The 17,082-nt window shown below is 59.4% G+C and carries 13 protein-coding genes and 2 pseudogenes; 12 read left to right on the top strand and 3 right to left on the bottom strand.

Translation table 11 applies throughout. From position 1 onward, the window contains the following. Positions 1-213 precede the first annotated feature (213 nt). The 10 genes from IG197_RS35000 to IG197_RS34960 all read left to right on the top strand — a co-directional run bounded on the left by IG197_RS35000 (position 214) and on the right by IG197_RS34960 (position 12,692). Positions 214-1,107 (top strand): ankyrin repeat domain-containing protein, encoded by an 894-nt coding sequence (locus tag IG197_RS35000; protein WP_192321575.1) that lies wholly within the window; start codon positions 214-216, stop codon positions 1,105-1,107. Positions 1,108-1,720: 613 nt separating this feature from the next. After that, positions 1,721-1,966 carry a hypothetical protein gene (locus tag IG197_RS36555; RefSeq protein ID WP_246765536.1) on the top strand — a complete coding sequence of 82 codons (246 nt, stop codon included), beginning with the start codon at positions 1,721-1,723 and terminating at the stop codon, positions 1,964-1,966. Positions 1,967-2,205: 239 nt separating this feature from the next. Continuing rightward, complete coding sequence (locus tag IG197_RS34995) at positions 2,206-3,123, top strand: LysR substrate-binding domain-containing protein (RefSeq protein ID WP_083948889.1); 918 nt, start codon at positions 2,206-2,208, stop codon at positions 3,121-3,123. An 84-nt stretch (positions 3,124-3,207) separates the two neighbouring features. Next, the gene (locus IG197_RS34990) at positions 3,208-4,764 is read left to right on the top strand and encodes a trimethylamine methyltransferase family protein (protein WP_192321892.1); all 1,557 of its coding nucleotides are present in this window, start codon (positions 3,208-3,210) and stop codon (positions 4,762-4,764) included. Positions 4,765-4,972: 208 nt separating this feature from the next. Beyond that, a complete protein-coding gene (locus IG197_RS34985; protein WP_192321573.1) occupies positions 4,973-6,619 on the top strand; it encodes an ABC transporter substrate-binding protein in 1,647 nt (548 codons plus the stop codon). Between the two features lie 82 nt (positions 6,620-6,701). Continuing rightward, a complete protein-coding gene (locus IG197_RS34980) occupies positions 6,702-7,391 on the top strand; it encodes a B12-binding domain-containing protein (protein WP_192321572.1) in 690 nt (229 codons plus the stop codon). Between the two features lie 14 nt (positions 7,392-7,405). Then, positions 7,406-8,515 (top strand): mandelate racemase/muconate lactonizing enzyme family protein, encoded by a 1,110-nt coding sequence (locus IG197_RS34975; RefSeq protein WP_192321570.1) that lies wholly within the window; start codon positions 7,406-7,408, stop codon positions 8,513-8,515. 100 nt (positions 8,516-8,615) lie between these two features. Further along, positions 8,616-10,601, top strand: coding sequence for an FAD-dependent oxidoreductase (locus tag IG197_RS34970; RefSeq protein ID WP_192321890.1), 1,986 nt, complete (start codon positions 8,616-8,618; stop codon positions 10,599-10,601). 17 nt (positions 10,602-10,618) lie between these two features. Further along, on the top strand, positions 10,619-11,398 hold the full coding sequence (locus tag IG197_RS34965) for a pyrroline-5-carboxylate reductase (protein ID WP_246765534.1): 780 nt from the start codon (positions 10,619-10,621) through the stop codon (positions 11,396-11,398). Positions 11,399-12,023: 625 nt separating this feature from the next. Then, positions 12,024-12,692 (top strand): haloacid dehalogenase type II, encoded by a 669-nt coding sequence (locus IG197_RS34960; RefSeq protein ID WP_067969017.1) that lies wholly within the window; start codon positions 12,024-12,026, stop codon positions 12,690-12,692. A 372-nt stretch (positions 12,693-13,064) separates the two neighbouring features. On the opposite strand, the pseudogene IG197_RS34955 reads toward IG197_RS34960, so the two are convergent. The 3 genes and pseudogenes from IG197_RS34955 to IG197_RS36545 form a co-directional block, all read right to left on the bottom strand. Next, positions 13,065-13,822 (bottom strand): annotated as a pseudogene (locus IG197_RS34955) (IS5 family transposase). A 77-nt stretch (positions 13,823-13,899) separates the two neighbouring features. Beyond that, positions 13,900-14,214 carry a GNAT family N-acetyltransferase gene (locus IG197_RS36550; RefSeq protein WP_246765559.1) on the bottom strand — a complete coding sequence of 105 codons (315 nt, stop codon included), beginning with the start codon at positions 14,212-14,214 and terminating at the stop codon, positions 13,900-13,902. A gap of 32 nt (positions 14,215-14,246) precedes the next feature. Continuing rightward, positions 14,247-15,053: pseudogene (locus IG197_RS36545) on the bottom strand (amino acid permease); the annotation flags it as partial. A 397-nt stretch (positions 15,054-15,450) separates the two neighbouring features. Between IG197_RS36545 and IG197_RS34945 the strand changes: the two are divergent. Further along, a complete protein-coding gene (locus IG197_RS34945; protein ID WP_192321568.1) occupies positions 15,451-16,326 on the top strand; it encodes an MBL fold metallo-hydrolase in 876 nt (291 codons plus the stop codon). Continuing rightward, positions 16,323-16,997 carry an ABC transporter permease gene (locus tag IG197_RS34940; RefSeq protein WP_256441293.1) on the top strand — a complete coding sequence of 225 codons (675 nt, stop codon included), beginning with the start codon at positions 16,323-16,325 and terminating at the stop codon, positions 16,995-16,997. Before IG197_RS34945 ends, IG197_RS34940 begins: the two co-directional genes overlap by 4 nt. Positions 16,998-17,082: the final 85 nt, after the last annotated feature.

Here is a 17,082-nt window from a genome sequence, read left to right as displayed (position 1 = left end):
AACTGGTGGCTCAAGACGTCATTGGCTAGACCTATCTCGGTCACCAGTTTTCGGCGAAGCGCTTCCGCGTAATCGCTTGTTCGGGACGTATTCGCAGGGAGCGGGCAGTAATCGGCAAACTGTCACAGGCGTCTTGTGGCAACCAGGCATCGGCACTAAACTTTGACCTTCTCGCAGCGTGCCGAATTCTCCCGTGAAACAGGAGTTGCCGAAATGCGCGGCGTTTTGCTTTTCAGCCTGTTATTGCTTGTGCACATGCCGATAGTAGCGCGTGCCGCCGCCCTCCATGATGCTGCCATGAAGGGCGATGTCGCGGGCATTGCGGCAGCAATGGACGCAGGCGCAGGCGTGGACAATATCGACGGGGGCGCGACGCCACTCTATCTCGCGGTCAGGGGTGGGCATATGGCAGCAGCAAAGCTGCTCCTCGAGCGCGGTGCCGATGTCAACGCTGCTCCGACGCCTTTGGGGCCTGCTCTGATGCCTGCCTTGGCAAAACGCAGGATCGATCTAATCAATCTGCTATTGGACAACGGCGCCGATCCCAATGCCTACCGCAACCGAGAAGCCGCGCTGCATGTCGCCGTCAGGTCAGGTTGCCTCGATTGTGTCAAGGCGCTCGTCGAGGCCGGCGCGGACGTGAATGCCAAGACGAAGGACGGCAAGAGCCCGCTCCATCTGGCAAAATTCAAGGGGCAACACGAAATTGCCGATTATCTTACGTCGCATGGCGTCGTCTTGCCAACCCCAGCTCCGATCTCGAAGAAGTTGGCTGCCGCCGATGTTGAGAAAGGGCGAACCGCGTTCACCCGCCTCTGTGGTTACTGCCACAATGCCACGCCAGACGGCGGGGACAACCAGGGACCGAGTTTGTGGAATGTCGTCGGCCGCGACAAGGCATCAGTGGCCAAGAGACGTTACTCAGACGCTTTGCTGGCATGGCAGGGTGTCTGGACATTCGAAGACCTGAACAAGTTTCTGCTCGAGCCTATGCTGACCACGCCGGGCGTTTATATGGAGATGACGGGTGTTCCGGACGATACGGAACGAACAAACCTAATTGCCTACCTGCGTACTCTCAGCGACAAGCCAATCGCCCTACCCTGACGCTTCGCGTTCAATTCGAATGGCGGGACGGCCAGAAGCGCAGCTGTCAGGACGTGGTAAGGCACGCCACGCAGTTTTGAAGATCACGATGCTGGTTCTCTTCAAACCACGCCTTTCGCCGGGCTCGGTACTCGCGCCGTGCAAAACGTCCCTGCAGCGGGAACGATGCTGCAAGGGCAAAGTTGCAGTTGTCCCGGTTCAGCTATGGAGGCGAGAATGTTGCGTGTCTTTGCAATCGCGTTGGTAGGCTACTTTACCGATCGGATCCCGACCGAGTTCATCGAAAGCGTTCCATGGCGCTCATATTGCAGGGAGGCGCAAGACAATGCGTAGGAAGCGAGCAATTGGCTAAGCAAAGATTGATGCATTTGTCCGACGCCAGGCGACATCTGTCCCCCTAAGGTCGTCAGTATCGTCAAGCAGGTGAACCAGACTTTCCACACTGGTCAATCCAGACATCGCCATATTCGCAGGCTAGCTTCGTTCTTCCGCAAATCTGAGCTGCATCAGGTTTCTGCACATTCGCATCGCCCACTGCAACAATTGCGTCTCGGGCCTGCGCTTTCGGCTTTCAATCCAACATGATCTCACCGCGCAAGCGGGAGGAGTTTACATGACCAGTGCTCGATGCGCCTGCGGCGCCCTTGGCCTCATCCTTCATGAACGCCCTCAACTCATTGCATTATGTCATTGTTTTGCTTGCCAGCGCAGGACCGGCGCACCGTTCAGCGCCGGTTCATTTGCCGAGCCGAGCTTTCCGCCACCTGCAATGTCAGTATTCGAACAAGCTAAGCATAGTTGGGTACGGCTCGACGAAACAGTAGAATCTTTCCATAGCCTTCCAGGCGGCCAGTCTTAGTGTAAGGCTAAGCTGCGCAGTCGGTTCGCTTTCTCTCGGCTTCCAAGCCAGGTTGGGATGGTTCACTGCCTCCGCCCAGTGCGATCTGCCCTGAGCTGCTTATCGGCGCAGTGGCACGCAGGAGGCGTCATGTATGTATGAGCCTCGAAGGCGTCCGCCCATCCATCAACAACAGGTTTTGGCTCCAAGGGTATGAAGCGGCATGCAATTGTTCGTAGTGCTATTGCATATGCGTTCCGATGCGGATTATTTCGAAAGACATGGTTCGTCGATTTTATAGTCTCCCGTCGCTAGCTGCGCTTGCGGCCTTCGAGGCTGCGGCAAGACATCTTAGTGTGACAAAGGCAGCAGAGGAACTGAACGTCACTCCCGGTGCCATTTCCAAGCAAGTTCGGACGCTTGAGGACGAGCTCGGCAGTCCGCTCTTCATCCGTCGTCACCGGGCCTTGGCACTAACGCGTGCAGGAGAAACGATGGCAGGCGCCCTGCGGGAGGGATTTGAGCGCATCGCCTCGACATTCCTGCAGGTGAAATCAGCAGGTGGCCACTCGAATGTCACCATAGGCTGCACCATGGCTATGGCTCACCTATGGCTGATGCCGCGCATGAGTGCCTTCTGGACAAGTCACCAAGACATCGTGGTGGATCATGTGATTTCGGATCAGCCAAGAGGTCTTGACCGGCCGGACATCGACCTCCGGCTGCGCTACGGTAACGGAGAATGGCCCGATGAGATGTCGGCAAAACTCTATGACGACCGAATACTGCCGGTGGCAAGTCCCGAATTCGCACGTCAACATCCAGTCACGACGGTAGAAGACCTCGCCAAACTGCAGTTGTTGTCGGTCGAAGGCATCGATTGGGACTGGACGACCTGGGCGGGTTTTCTTCAACAAGTCGGCTGCCCCGATCGTCGTCTCAATGTGCGCCGGTTCAATAGTCACGTGATTGCGCTGCAGGCGGCGCGCGCCGGCCACGGAACTGTGCTTGGCTGGGCAAGCTTGGTTAAGCCTCTGCTCAAGACAGGTGACTTGGTCCCCCTCACCGATGCCGAAATAATAGCGCCGCATTCCTACTTCGTGACCTGGAGCGCGCGCCGTCCGCTGAGCCGACAGGCGCGCATTCTGAGGGACTGGCTGTTGACCCTGAACGATTGAGTTGAAGTCAATCGACAGCAGTAGTTTATTCGCTTGATCATATGGGTTGCCGGGCGTTCTCTTTATCGCAAGGGAGCCCGCAAAATGAGCACCACGGACACCGTCGAGGCCGAACTTTCCCCTGTTCATCGCCGTGGCGGCGGGCGCATCGGCCGCAAGGCCCTTCGCGGCGCGCCGATGGCGTCATTTCCGACGCTGGTTCGTAACATCCCCGTTTATGAAATCGTCCCCGACGAGGCAGTGGAACTCATTCACGATGAGTCGCTCAAGATCCTCGAAGAAGTCGGGTGCGAGTTCCGCGACGATGAGGCGATCTCGATGTGGAAGGCGGCCGGCGCCGATGTGTCCGGCACCCGCGTCCGTCTTGACCGCGCCCTGTTGATGGACCTGGTTGCAAAGGTTCCATCCGAATTCACGCTGAACGCCCGCAACCCCGACAGGACAGTTCAGGTTGGCGGCAATAATTCGATTTTCATACCGATGTATGGTGCGCCATACGTACGTGACCTGGACAATAAGCGGCGCTACGGAACGCTGGACGATCTCAACAATTTCCACAAACTCGCCTACATGGCGCCCGCTTTGCATTCTTCCAGCTCAATCATCTGCGAGCCGATGGAGATTGCTGTGCCGAAGAGGCACCTGCACATCATACATTCGGCGCTGAAGCATTCCGACAAGCCATTCATGGGCATCGTGACATCGAAAGAGCGTGCAGAAGACACGATGGCGATGGCAGGTCTCGTATTTGGCGAGGAATATGTGAAGGATAATCCGGTTCTCGTCGCGATCACCAATTGCAATTCGCCGCTCGTGTGGGACGCCACCATGCTGGATGCGATGAAGGTCTATGCGCGTAACAACCAGCCGCTGATCCTTGCGCCCTTTGCGCTGTGCGGTGCTTCAACCTCGGCTTCGGCTGTTGGAGCGGTTGCCCAGGTCAACGCGGAAGCGCTGGCGGGCGTGGCTTTCACGCAGCTCCTGCGCCCGGGATCGCCTCAACTTTATGGGCAGTTCATGGTCACGGTCGACATGAAGACCGGCGCCCCGATGGGCGGCACGCCTGAAGCCGCGCAGATGATGTATCTGATGGGAGCGTTGGCGCGGAAATACAGCCTGCCGTGGCGTACCTCAGGCTTTCACGTCGGGTCAAAGCTGAACGACGCACAAGCCGGCTATGAGTCGAACATGTTGATGCATGCAGCAATCCTTGCCGGCGCCAATTACATCTGGCACGCAGCCGGCTGGCTCGAAGCCGGATTGACGTGCGGCTACTCGAAGTTCGCTACCGATTGCGAGCAACTTGTCGGCTGGTACAAATATGCTGGCGGATTGCCTTTCGACGACTTCCAGGAGGCGATGGCGGCAATCCGCGAGGTCGGCCCGCAGGGTCATTTCCTCGGCACCGAGCACACACTCAAACATTTTGAATCCGCCTTCTTCATGCCAAGCGTGATGGATTTCAACTCGTTCGAGCAATGGAGCGCCGAGGGTGCGAAGGACCATGACACGCGCGGCCGCGAGAAGGCGCGCAACATGCTCAAGGACTACGAGGAGCCCAAGCTCGACGAAGGCATCGCCGAGGGACTGCGTGACTTCATTGCGCAGCGCGAAGCAAACCTTTCCGACACTCTTAACTGAGCCGTGGCCCACTATGGTGACGACCGCACGCATTCAGCATGTCACAGTCCGGTGCAGAACCTGCTCTCACGCGTCAGGACCTGATGGATGGAGCTCGGCTCGCCAACAGCTGCTGCGATGAGCGCCCGTTCCTCGGTCCGAGCAGGTAGCCATCCATGAAGGGCTTCGCGACACGTTAGGGTGAATCAAACAAAGGGGAGAACTGGCAATGCGTTTCTTCAAAAGCAATGGTGATCGGGTGCCTGCCCCGATCGAGAAGATGGGCGCCGAAGTGCGGGCCGGACGCATGGATCGGCGCGAGTTCCTGGCCCTGGCGAGCGCACTTGGGGCCTCCACGGCCGTTGCCTACAGCATGGCCGGCCTTGCGCTTCCCACACCTGCTATGGCGCAGGAGGGCCAAAAGGGTGGCACGCTAAGGGTGGCGATGGCAGTCAAGGGTCAGAAAGACCCGCGCACCTATGACTGGGTCGAGTTGGGCAATATCGCACGTAGCTGGCTCGAACCGCTGGTAAGCTACACGCGGGACTTCACCTTTGAGCCAATCCTGCTCGAAAGCTGGGAAGTCAATGACGATGCCACCGAATATGTGCTTCATGTGCGCAAGGGCGTCACATGGACGAATGGCGACACCTTTGATGCCGATGACGTGATCTACAATCTGACCCGCTGGTGCGAAAAGGACGTTGCCGGGAACTCGATGGCGGCCCGCGTCGGTGGGCTGATCGACGAGGCTACTGGCAAGGCCAAGGAAGGGGCGATCACCAAGGTCGACAGTGCGACAGTGAAACTGAAGCTCAGCTCCCCCGATATCTCGCTGATCCCGAATTTCACGGACTATCCCGCCCTGATCGTGCACCGCAGTTTCAACGGTGACGATCCGATCGGCAAGCCTATCGGGACAGGTGCTTTCGAACTCGTGTCCTACAACGTCGGCTCGAAGGCAGTTGTGAAACGGCGCGAGAGCGGCAAGTGGTGGGGTGGGGAAGCGCTGCTCGATAGCGTCGAGTTCATCGACTATGGAACGGACTTCTCGGCGACGGTCAATGCCTTTGAGTCCGGAGAAATCGACATCAACTTCGAGACGCCATCGGACTACATCGACATTCTCGACAAGCTGAACCTCGTAAAGTCGGAGGTTGCCACGGCCACGACGCTCGTTGCACGCACCAACATTACGCACAAGCCTTATGACGACAAGCGCGTCCGCAACGCCCTGCAAATGGCGGTCGACAACAAGGTCGTGCTCAACCTCGGCTACAACGGACGCGGTGACGTTGGCGAGAACCACCATGTTGCGCCCATCCATCCCGAATATTATCCGCTTCCCAAGAAGACGCGGGATATGGCCGGCGCCAAGAAGCTCATGGAAGAGGCTGGCCAGGCCGACTTCGAGCATGAGTTGATCACCGTCGAGGACGACTGGCAAAAGAACACCGGTGACGCAATCGCCGCCCAGTTGCGTGAAGCCGGCATCAAGGTGAAGCGGACCGTGCTGCCGGGTTCCACCTTCTGGAACGACTGGACGAAATACCCCTACTCGATGACTATCTGGTACATGCGTCCGCTTGGCGTGCAGATCCTTGCGCTCGGCTACCGGACTGGCGAAGCTTGGAACGAGAGCGCCTATTCGGACCCTGCCTTCGATTCAAAGCTGAAAGAAGCCCTGTCGATCAACGATCCGGCCAAGCGCAAGGAAGTCATGAAGGATCTGGAGACGATCCTGCAGGACTCCGGGGTCATCATCCAGCCATTCTGGCAGAAGCTCTTCAGCCACACAGGCGCCAAGGTGAAGAACTACGGCGTTCACCAGACATTCCAGATGGATCTTCAGAAAGTTTGGATGGAACAGGCCTGATCTCTCCACCCCGTCGGGTCCGGCATGTGCCAAGCGTGCCGTCCCCCTCCACTCCCCCTCCCACTGGATGGAATGTGCCTGCATGTCCGACGAAATCATCCTGTCCGAGCTTTCCGACGACGAACTCGTGCAGCAGATGCACGACGACCTGTATGACGGGCTCAAGCAAGAGATCGAGGAAGGGACCAACATCCTGCTCGAGCGTGGCTGGGCGCCCTACAAGGTGCTCACCGAAGCACTGGTCGAAGGCATGCGCATCGTCGGCGAGGATTTCCGCGACGGCATTCTGTTCGTGCCGGAAGTTTTGCTCTCGGCCAACGCCATGAAGGCGGGCATGCACATCCTGCGCCCGCTGCTCGCCGCCACCGGCGCTCCCAAGCAGGGCAAGATGGTGATCGGCACCGTCAAGGGCGACATCCACGACATCGGCAAGAACCTCGTCGGCATGATGATGGAAGGTGCCGGCTTCGACGTCATCGACCTCGGCATCAACAACCCGGTCGAGAATTATCTCAATGCGATCGACGAGCACCAGCCTGACATCATCGGCATGTCGGCGCTGCTGACCACGACCATGCCCTACATGAAGGTCGTCATCGACACGATGAAGGAAAAGGGCATCCGCGACGACTACGTCGTGCTCGTCGGCGGCGCGCCGCTCAACGAGGAATTCGGCAAGGCCGTCGGGGCCGACGCCTATTGCCGCGACGCAGCTGTCGCCGTCGAGACCGCCAAAGACTACATGAAGCGCAAGCACAATCTGCGCGCATGAAGGCGAGTTGACCCATGCGCATCAGGGAAATCCGGATCTACGGCAAACCCCTGCCTGTAAAGGGCGGTGTCTATCGGATGGCCAGCGCCAGTGTCGCCAAGCTCGACTCAACGATCATCGAGGTCGTCTCTGACAATGGTCTGTCTGGTTGGGGCGAAACCTGCCCGATCGGACCCATTTACCAGCCCCACCACACCCTCGGCGCCAGATCGGCCATGCAGGAACTGGCCCCGGCGCTGATCGGTTCCGAGTTTGTTTCGGTGCGGGATATCTATCGCAAGATGGACGGGGCGCTCGCTGGTCATGGCTACGCAAAGGCCGCAATCGACATTGCCATTCACGATCTTCTTGGAAAGAAGCTTGGGGTGCCGGTATCCGTGCTTTTGGGTGGTGCTCTGTCAGGCAAGGTGGCCTCCTACTATTCGACCATCGTCGGCGAGCCGGACGAAACGGCCAGAATTGCCTTGGAGAAAGCCAAGGAAGGCTATCCGCGGCTGCAGATCAAGGTCGGTGGGCGGCCGGTCGAGCAGGACATCGAGACCATTCAAAAGGTCTGGGAGGCCGTCGGATTTTCCGCAAGGATAGTCGTCGACGGAAATCGCGGATTGACCGTTGCCAATGCGGTAACTGTCGATCGACTGTGCGCATCGATCCCGTTTGTGTTCGAACAGCCATGCAACACGATGGACGAGATTGCGTGCCTCAAGGGCAGAATTACGCACCCGGTCTATCTCGATGAGAACACGGAAGACCTGAATGCTGTCCTGCGTGCAATCTCATTGGGAATAGCCGACGGATTTGGCTTCAAGGTCACAAGGCTCGGAGGGCTGAGCAGAATGACAACCGCTCGCGACATGTGCGCCATTCGATCCCTGCCGCACAGCTGCGACGACGCTTGGGGTGGTGACATCATTGCGGCTGCTTGCGTTCACCTAGCTTCGACAGTCGAGCCGCGCCGGTTCGAAGGCGCCTGGATCGCCCAGGAGTACATTTCTGGAAACTACGACAGCCAAAACCCTGTGTTGATCAAAAATGGGCATATCGTCGTCCCGGACCGACCCGGGCTTGGCGTTATTCCGGACGACGGTGTTTTCGGCGAAGCGATTGCCGTTTTTGGGGGCTGAATGCGCCGTCCCGGACTCAACTTGCAAGGGATTTCGGGGGCCGACCGCCAGACCGCGCCGATGTAGCGTGACGTCAAAGGCATGCTTGAGGGAGACGCACATGTCCGGGCAGAAGTCGTTCAAGCGATTGTTCTCGCCAGTCGCGATGCGCGGCAAGACGCTTCGAAACCGCATCGTATTCGGCGCGCATACAGCCAACATGGCGGTCGAAGGCGTGCCCACCGAGAGGCATATCGCTTATTATGCCGAGCGCGCCATCGGTGGAGCGGGAATGGTCGTTGTCGAACCCATGCCGGTCCATCCAGCGGCCGTCCTGACCCGCGGCAATTTTCGCCCGGCCGACGACGGCGTCATTCCGAGTTTTCGCAAGGTCGCCGAGGCGATCAAAGAGAACGGGGCAGTCGCTATCCAGCAACTCTATCATGTCGGCCAGCATGCCGATGCGGACAACTCGTTTCATGCTGGATGGTCACCGTCCGGCCTGCCGAGCTACCACGATTCCGACGGTTCGCACCGAATGACCGAATGCGACATTGGAGTGACGATCGATGGTTTTGTCCAGGCGGCCCGCCGCTGTCGCGAAGCGGGTTTCGACGGCGTGGAGGTCTGGGCCGCTTACCATTCCCTGCTCGACCAGTTCTGGACACCCTGGTCCAATCGGCGCGATGACCGCTGGGGTGGCAGCCTGGAAAACCGCACCAGGATGAGCCGCGAGGTCATGGCCCGTATTCGTCGCGAATGTGGCGATGACTTCATCATCGGCCTCGCAATCAGCGACGAGCCCGAAGTTGCGGTCGCGCTGCAGCGCGAGGCACTGGCCGAGATCATCGATCTCCACGACCGTGACACACTCATGGATTACGTCACCTGCGGTTCCGGCAGCTATTTCGATTTCTACAAGATCATGCCGACCTTCATGTTTCCCGAAAAACTTGGCGCCGATCTGGCATCGGTGATCAAGTCCACGGTCCGCCATGCACTGGTCACCGCCGAAAGCCATGTCCGCACGCCGGAAAACGCCGAAAGCGTACTAAGTGAAAGCCTTGCCGACCTGGTCTCGCTCGTGCGCGCACAGATTGCCGATCCGCATCTGGCCAACAAGGCAGCGGATGGACGACCGCAGGACATCCGCGGCTGCCTCTCTTGCAATCAGATGTGCTGGGGACGACGATCACGCGACTACTGGATCAGTTGCGTCATCAATCCATCGGCTGGCCGCGAATGGGAATGGGGCGGCGACCGCTTCACGCGGACCGTGCGGCCGAAGCGCGTCTTCGTTGTCGGTGGCGGACCGGCCGGCCTCGAGGCGGCGCGGGTCGCTGCCGAGCGCGGACATCGGGTGACACTCGCCGAGGCATCCGATCGTCTCGGCGGCCAGTTCCGCTTGGCGGGCCTGCAGCCGCGGCGCGCCCAGATCCTCGACCTGATCGCCTGGTATGAGCGTCAACTTCAGCAGTTGCAGGTCGAGCTGCGCTACGGCGCATATGTCGAGGCCGACGACCTGGAGCGCGAGGCATTCGACCACGTCATCGTTGCCACCGGCTCGCTGCCTCCCGACGGTGCGTTCCAGCGCGCATTGCCGCAATTCGAAACCATTCCAGGGGGTGCGCCGATGTTTTCGGCTGAAGCGGTAATGGCACGTGAGGTTCGGCCGGGCAAGCGCATCATCCTGCTCGATGACGGCGGCAATTGGAAAGGCTGCGGAACAGCATGGAGACTGGCCGAGGACGGCCATGCCGTGACACTCGTCACCCCCGATCCGCTGGTTGGCAAGGAACTACAGCGCATGGCTGTGGACGCACCACTTCGCCGAACGCTCACCCGTCTCGGGGTTCGGTTCGTCATCGAAAGCGCCATCGTTCATTGGGACGGGAAAACGGCCGATGTCGCGTCCCTTCTCGATGGGGCCGAGACCCAGATCGCGGCAGACAGCCTCGTATTCGCTAACACAAACCTGGCGGAGGACACGCTATCGAACGAACTTTACAAGCGAAGCATCAGCCATGTTTGCGTCGGCGACTGCACCGCATCGCGCCAGGCAGCATTCGCGATCCATGATGGGCGCAAGGTTGCGCTTGCGCTCTGAAATTATAGGAGAATGTCTTGAAAATCGGAGTAATCGGCGCAGGAGGTTGGCTCGGCGGAGCAATCGTCGAGTCGATGCTGCTTGCGGGGATCACAGTTCCCGAAACCCTGTCCCTGTCCTATCGCAGCAAGCGGCCTGATAGATTTCAGGGTGCCAACTGGACCACCGATAATCAGGCGGTTGCCGATCGGTCAGACGTCATTATTGTTTCGGTGCGTCCGCAGGACTGGCCATCCGTCGCTGTGAGTGCGCCTGGCAAGCTCGTGATCTCCGTCATGGCCGGCATACCTCTCGCCACCCTGTGCGAACGCCATGGCACAGAACGGGTGGTACGCTCATTGCCCAATGCCGCCGCCGAAGTCCGAAACTCCTATACGCCCTGGGTGGCGAGCGATGGTGTCAACGAAGGCGATCGAGCCGCCGTCCGTGCAATCTTTGGCGCCTGCGGCGTGCAAGACGAGGTGACGAGCGAGAGCGACATCGATTACCTGACTGGGCTGACGGGTTCAGGGCCAGCTTTCCCGGCACTCCTTGCAACTGCGATGATGAAGCACGCTATTTCCCATGGCCTGTCGCCCGAGATGGCGCGCCGCGCGGTGAACATGGTGCTGGTTGGCGCGGGTCGATTGATTGAGTTGCGTGGCGATGCGCCTGAAAATCTCGTGGAAACGTTCCTCGACTATCGCGGCACTACGGCAGCCGCCATCGACACCATGCGCCTCGCAGGCTTTGAACAAGCCGTTGCTCGAGGGTTGATGGCAGCGTTCGAAGAATCCCTCTCGATCGGCTCATCTTGAGCGTGGTCACCATCAGCTAGCAAGGAGATGGGGGACTCGACGAAGGTCGCGTGTTTGCCGACGGATCTGGCCTCGTCACACAGCGACTCCAAGATAAGGGCTGTAGTTGGTGAAAACTTGTCCAGCAGCGATCCGATGACAGGAGCAAAGATGGACAAGTATGAGAAGCGACCCTCGATGCAGTAGACGGTTGTCTCGACCTGATCTGTCCGCCGAATGTCGTTTCCATTCCGGCGGCCGTTGCTGAAATCATGAATGAAGTAAAGACAGCGAGCAGACGAGGCCGAGCAACGACAGCTAGTCGTTGTCCACTCAAGAAGCCGGAAACGCGCCACAACTGAGCAGCGGATGGGGCATGTGACTAGTTGCAGGCCCGTGATCGCCAGATCTTTCGTTGATTGCCGTTCTCGTGCCCCCGAATGGCCGAGTCTGGGGAGCTGGACGGTGTCTACCCTAACGCAACCAGCGGAGGCAGCGCTTTAGGTTGCAATCTGCACCCGCATTATTCGCGTTGGATGGAGGGGGAGATAGAGCGACATCTGCCAATCTGGCGCACACTCCGGCACATTATTCCAGATCGTTATCGCTAGCCTGCGGGTAAGTCCACACCACGGGAGCCAGGGACATGGATCGCTTTCGGCCCAAATACGTAACCTTCGATTGCCACGGCACGCTGATCAACTTCCAGATGGCGGAGGCCGCACGCGACCTGTTCGGCCACCTTCTCGACGGGCCGCGCATGGACAAGTTCATCAAGAACTTTCAGGGCTACCGCCTCGACGAGGTGACGCAGGCCTGGAAGCCCTTTGCCGAAGTTGTCCACAATGCCCTTGAACGCACCTGCCGCCGCAACAATGTTGCCTTCCGGCTTGAGGATGCGGAGACGGTCTACAACCGCATTCCCACTTGGGGACCACATCCGGATGTGCCGGAGGGGCTTGCCAGGCTCGCCAAGGAAATCCCGCTGGTCCTCCTGACCAACTCGATGAACGCCCAGATTCACTCAAATGTGGCCAAGCTCGGCGCGCCAGTCCACGCCGTCTATACAGCAGAGGATGCGGGTGCCTACAAGCCGCATTTCCAGGCATTTGAGTATATGTTCGACATGCTCGGCTGCGGCCCGGAAGACATCACACATGTATCCTCTTCCTTCCGCCACGACTTGATGTCTGCCTATGACCTGGGCATCAAAAGCAAGGTCTGGGTCAATCGCGGCCATGAGCCGCCCAGCCCCTACTATGAGTACACCGAAATCAAGGATGTCACTCAGCTGCCGGGTGTCTTCGGCATCTGACGCACCAAAGGTGCGAATCTTCCTGGATCGGCACCACTCTTCGCGAGCCCGAGGAACGCTCCGCCAATCGCCGGGGATAAGCAATTGCACAGTCTGATTCATTCAAACCCCGGGAAACAAGACGTGCGACCTGATCATTCAGAGACGGCCGTGCCCGGGGGTGCACCCTACACTGCCGGATCAAGCGAAGCAGACTTTCGCGCCGCCGCAGCAAGCCTGGCGGCGCAGCCGGACCGTGACGTAGCTGACAGGTCGGTGGCGCTGCTCAGTCGTCACTACGCACTGGCCGGAACGGTCTCGACCCTCTCATCCGAAGTCGAGCGTACCGCCGAGGTCCGCTTGCAGGACGGACGCAGGCGGCTGAATCGACATTCAGCGGATCCAGATCATGGTTGCGGCGATGTGGATGAAGCCGAGGAAGTGGATGGCGCGCCGGTCGTAGCGGGTGGCGAAGCGTCGGAAGTGCTTGAGCTTGTTGAAGCATCGCTCAATATGGTTGCGGCATCGGTAGATGAGCGGATCATGCGGGATGGGTTGTGATCTGGAGCGGGTGGAGGGGATGACCACCTTGGCGCCGATTTCGGCGATGAGGCTGCGCAAGGCATTGGAATCATAGGCTCGATCGGCCAGAACGGCCTCAGCGGTGTAGCCTTGCAGCAGCATCGGCGCGGCAAGGATATCGTGGCTCTGGCCAGCGGCGAGCAGGAACCTCAGCGGGCGGCCGAAGCTGTCGGCGAGCATGTGGATCTTGGTGGTCAATCCGCCTCGGGAACGCCCCAGAGCCTGATTTTGGTCCCCCCTTTTCCGGTCGCCGCCTGCTGGTGGGCGCGGACCAAGGTGCTGTCGAGCATCAGGTATTGGTTGTCCCGGTCCTTGGTGAGGTCGTCGAAGACCCGCTCCCAGACCTTCGCCTTGGACCAGCGCGAGAAGCGCTTGTGCAGTGTCTTCCACTTGCCGTAGCGCTCCGGCAGGTCATGCCAATGGGCGCCCGATCGAAGCACCCACAGCACACCATTGACGAAAAGACGGTTGTCAGAGCCAGTCCGTCCCGGATCTCCAGCCTTGCCCGGCAACAGTGCTGCGATCCGCCGCCACTGCACCTCGCTCAGTTCATATCGTTTCACTGACATCATCAGGTCTCCGCCAAATCACGGAACCCTATGAATCACGCTTCCATCCCGCCGGGAATCCTGAATGTCGATTGGCCCTAGCAGTCTGGCATCGTGTTGCACGACAAGAGAGCCTTTCCGATGTCTCTATCGAGTGCAAACCGCTCGCAGCGCTCGCCGTCGGACTCATCAATGTAGCTTTCGATGTGTTTGAAGCCGAGCTTAGCCAAAATCCGCAGCGACGTGAAATTGCGCGCAACCGCCTCGGCCGTCACCTGTTGAAGCGCCAGAATTTCAAAGGCGTAGCGGAGGACTTCGCGCCCCGCCTCGCTGCCCAGTCCCTGTCCCCAATGCGCACGCGCCAGCACAAATCCCAATGCGGCTGTCTTGGCGTGAGTTGCGCCGAAAGTCAGGGTTATCGTCCCGATGGCGTCAGATATTCCTACGGCTGCGAAACAGCTGCGATCGCCAACTGCGGCATAGCCGCGTAGGGTAACAAGGTGACAGCCACCATCAGGCCGGTGACACCGACGAAGCCGAGGATCGTTGCCCTGCCGACGTCCGAGCGTTCCTTGGCGAAGCGCGAATAGACACTCGCACCCTCGATACCGAGAAAGACGAAGACGGTGATCAGCATGGTGTCGCGTACCTGAGCGATCATCGGCTTGGCCGGCATATCGGCGCCGCCGAAGAAGTTGTCGGAGAACTGGGCGTAGTTGAAGGCGAAAACCAGCATGAGGATGAAGACCAGGATCGGGACGATCTTGGCGATGGTGACGACGGTGTTGATGAACGTGGCCTGCTCGACCCCACGCAGGATCATGAAATGGAAGGCCCAGATGCCGATGAGCGATACTATGATTGCTGTGGCGCTACTGCCATCGGCGAAGATGCCGGGAAAGAAGCGGCCCAAGGTCGAGCCGATCAGTACCCAGTAGAAGACGTTACCCAGGCAACTACCGAGCCAGTAGCCGAAGGCCGACAGGAAACCCATGTAGTCGCCGAAGCCCGCCTTGGCATAAGCGAAGACACCGGAATCGATGTCCGGTTTCTTCTCGGCCAGGGCCTGGAACACGCGTGCCAGCATATACATGCCCGTTGCCGCGATGGCCCAGGCGATGATGGCACCGAATGGCCCCGTCGCCGCACCGAAGCGACCGGGCAGATTGAAGATGCCCGCGCCGACCATCGAGCCCACGACCATGGACGTGAGTGCAAACAGCGACAGCTTCTGATTTTCGCCTGACGCCATGGTTCCCCTCTCTTGGTCGTGCGGACCGAGGTCGTGATCGGGACGCGAAAGACGTTGTATGTCGAGTTATAGGATTGCATCGGCCACGCTGTGATCAGCAGGCAATCCCATATCTAGGCTTCACGTCCCAAAGTTGGGCGGTGCAAGGCTGCACATGTCGAGCGGGCATCTGGAAAGATCACACCGAAACAAGAAGATGCTCGCTCCGATGCCGTCGTGGCTGGCACCCCCAGCGCCAGGAACCCGGCGCCGGAACCGCCCTGTCATTGCTGCCGTCGTTGATTTCTGAGATCGTGTCCGAGGCAAGGTGCGCTTTGCGCCGCCACAAGCTGCCGTTGGTCTGATGCCGACCTGCAGGCATCGGGCATCGATCGGAGCCGCAGAGAAAGGCCGCCTCATGGATGAGTGGCGCATTGGGGATGTCCTGATAACCAGGATCCTGGAGATGTGCGAACCCTTGCGGACACCGTCGGAATGGTTCCCCGACAGCACCGAGGAAGCAATCAGACCACATCTTCATTGGCTCGTGCCGCGATCGCTGTCCCCTGCGACCGGCCGGATTATTCTTCCTATCCAGAGCTACCTGGTTCGTACCAGGCACCACACCATTCTCGTCGACGGCTGTGTTGGCAACAACAAGTCGTGCAAGGACTTTGCGCATTGGCATGACCGCAACGACTATACCTTCCTGGACAGGCTGGCGACGGCCGGAGTTGCGCCGGAACAGCTCGACTACGTTCTTTGCACCCATCTTCATGCCGACCATTGCGGTTGGAACACACGATTGGTGAGCGGGCGTTGGGTCCCGACATTCCCGAATGCCCGCTACATCATTGCGCGACGCGAATTCGAGGCCGCAAGAGCAGCGTCAGGCGGTCCTGAAGATCGGACCTACGAAGAAAATGTGCTGCCGATCGTTGAAGCCGGTCGAGCAGTGCTGGTCGAGATGGATCATGCGATTGACGATGAGGTGTGGCTGCAGCCGACGCCTGGTCACACGCCGGGGCATGTTGCCATCAGGGTAAGATCGCGAGGGGTGGAGGCCGTGTTTTCCGGCGATATCATGCATTGGCCGATGCAATGCATCCATCCGGAATGGAATTTCCGCTACGATGCAGACCCCGACCACGCCTATCGGACCCGGCGCGCCTTTCTTGAAGCCTGTTCAGACAGTGGCCACCTGGTCATGACGTCACATTTTCCCTTGCCTTCGGTGGGAACGATCACGCGGCGCCAGTCATCATTCTGGTTCGATGACTATCAGTCGCCGTGAGCTGTCAGTGCATTTCCTCCGCTGCGATGGTCTTTCTGTGTCAGGGGCTGACCGCCTTGATCGCTGCCCAACAGGGCTGGACCAACCATCCTGTGGAAGGGCTGAACGTCGTTCCGCTTGGGCCACTGGCAAATATTCCCGTCATCGGAGCGATCTTTTTTCGCCAGGACATTGTTGTCTATCTGATGCTGCCGATCTTCACGCTCGTATCGTGGGGTCTCGGCCGCAGCATGATTGGGTTGAGGCTCCGCGCAGTGGGGAGCCCCGAAGCAGCAGATGCCGCAGGCATCAGCATTCCGCTTTACCGGTATGGCGCCGTCCTGGTGGGGGCTGCACTTGTCGGACTTGCCGGGGGTTACCTGTCCGTTGGTGTCGCAAAGATCTGGGTCGACGGCATGGCCGGGGGCCGCGGCTGGATCGCAATCGCGCTGGTGATTTTCGCCCGTTGGCAGCCTGGTCGGGCGCTGCTCGGCGCGGTGTTGTTCGGATGCGTCGAAGCCATGTTGCCGCGCATAGCGGCAGTCGGCGTTCAGGTGCCGCAGTACTTCGTGTTGATGACACCTTACATCGCGACGTTGGGCGTCATGATTTGGTCGAGCCTGAAGATGAATGTGCGACACGCTGAACCGATGGCCCTCGGACAACCGCACGCTCGTGAGGAGCGCCGATAGTGCTCACATGGACCTGGCTGGGCCGCCATGCGAGGAGTTTCTCCGCGCCCGCGCTCGTAGCGGGCGACGATAAGTCCGAATCTCG

This window comes from Aminobacter sp. SR38 (assembly GCF_014843375.1).
GTDB lineage: Bacteria > Pseudomonadota > Alphaproteobacteria > Rhizobiales > Rhizobiaceae > Aminobacter > Aminobacter ciceronei.
The sequence above is the reverse complement of the archived record's forward strand: the minus strand, read 5'-3'. Positions and strand labels throughout refer to the sequence as shown.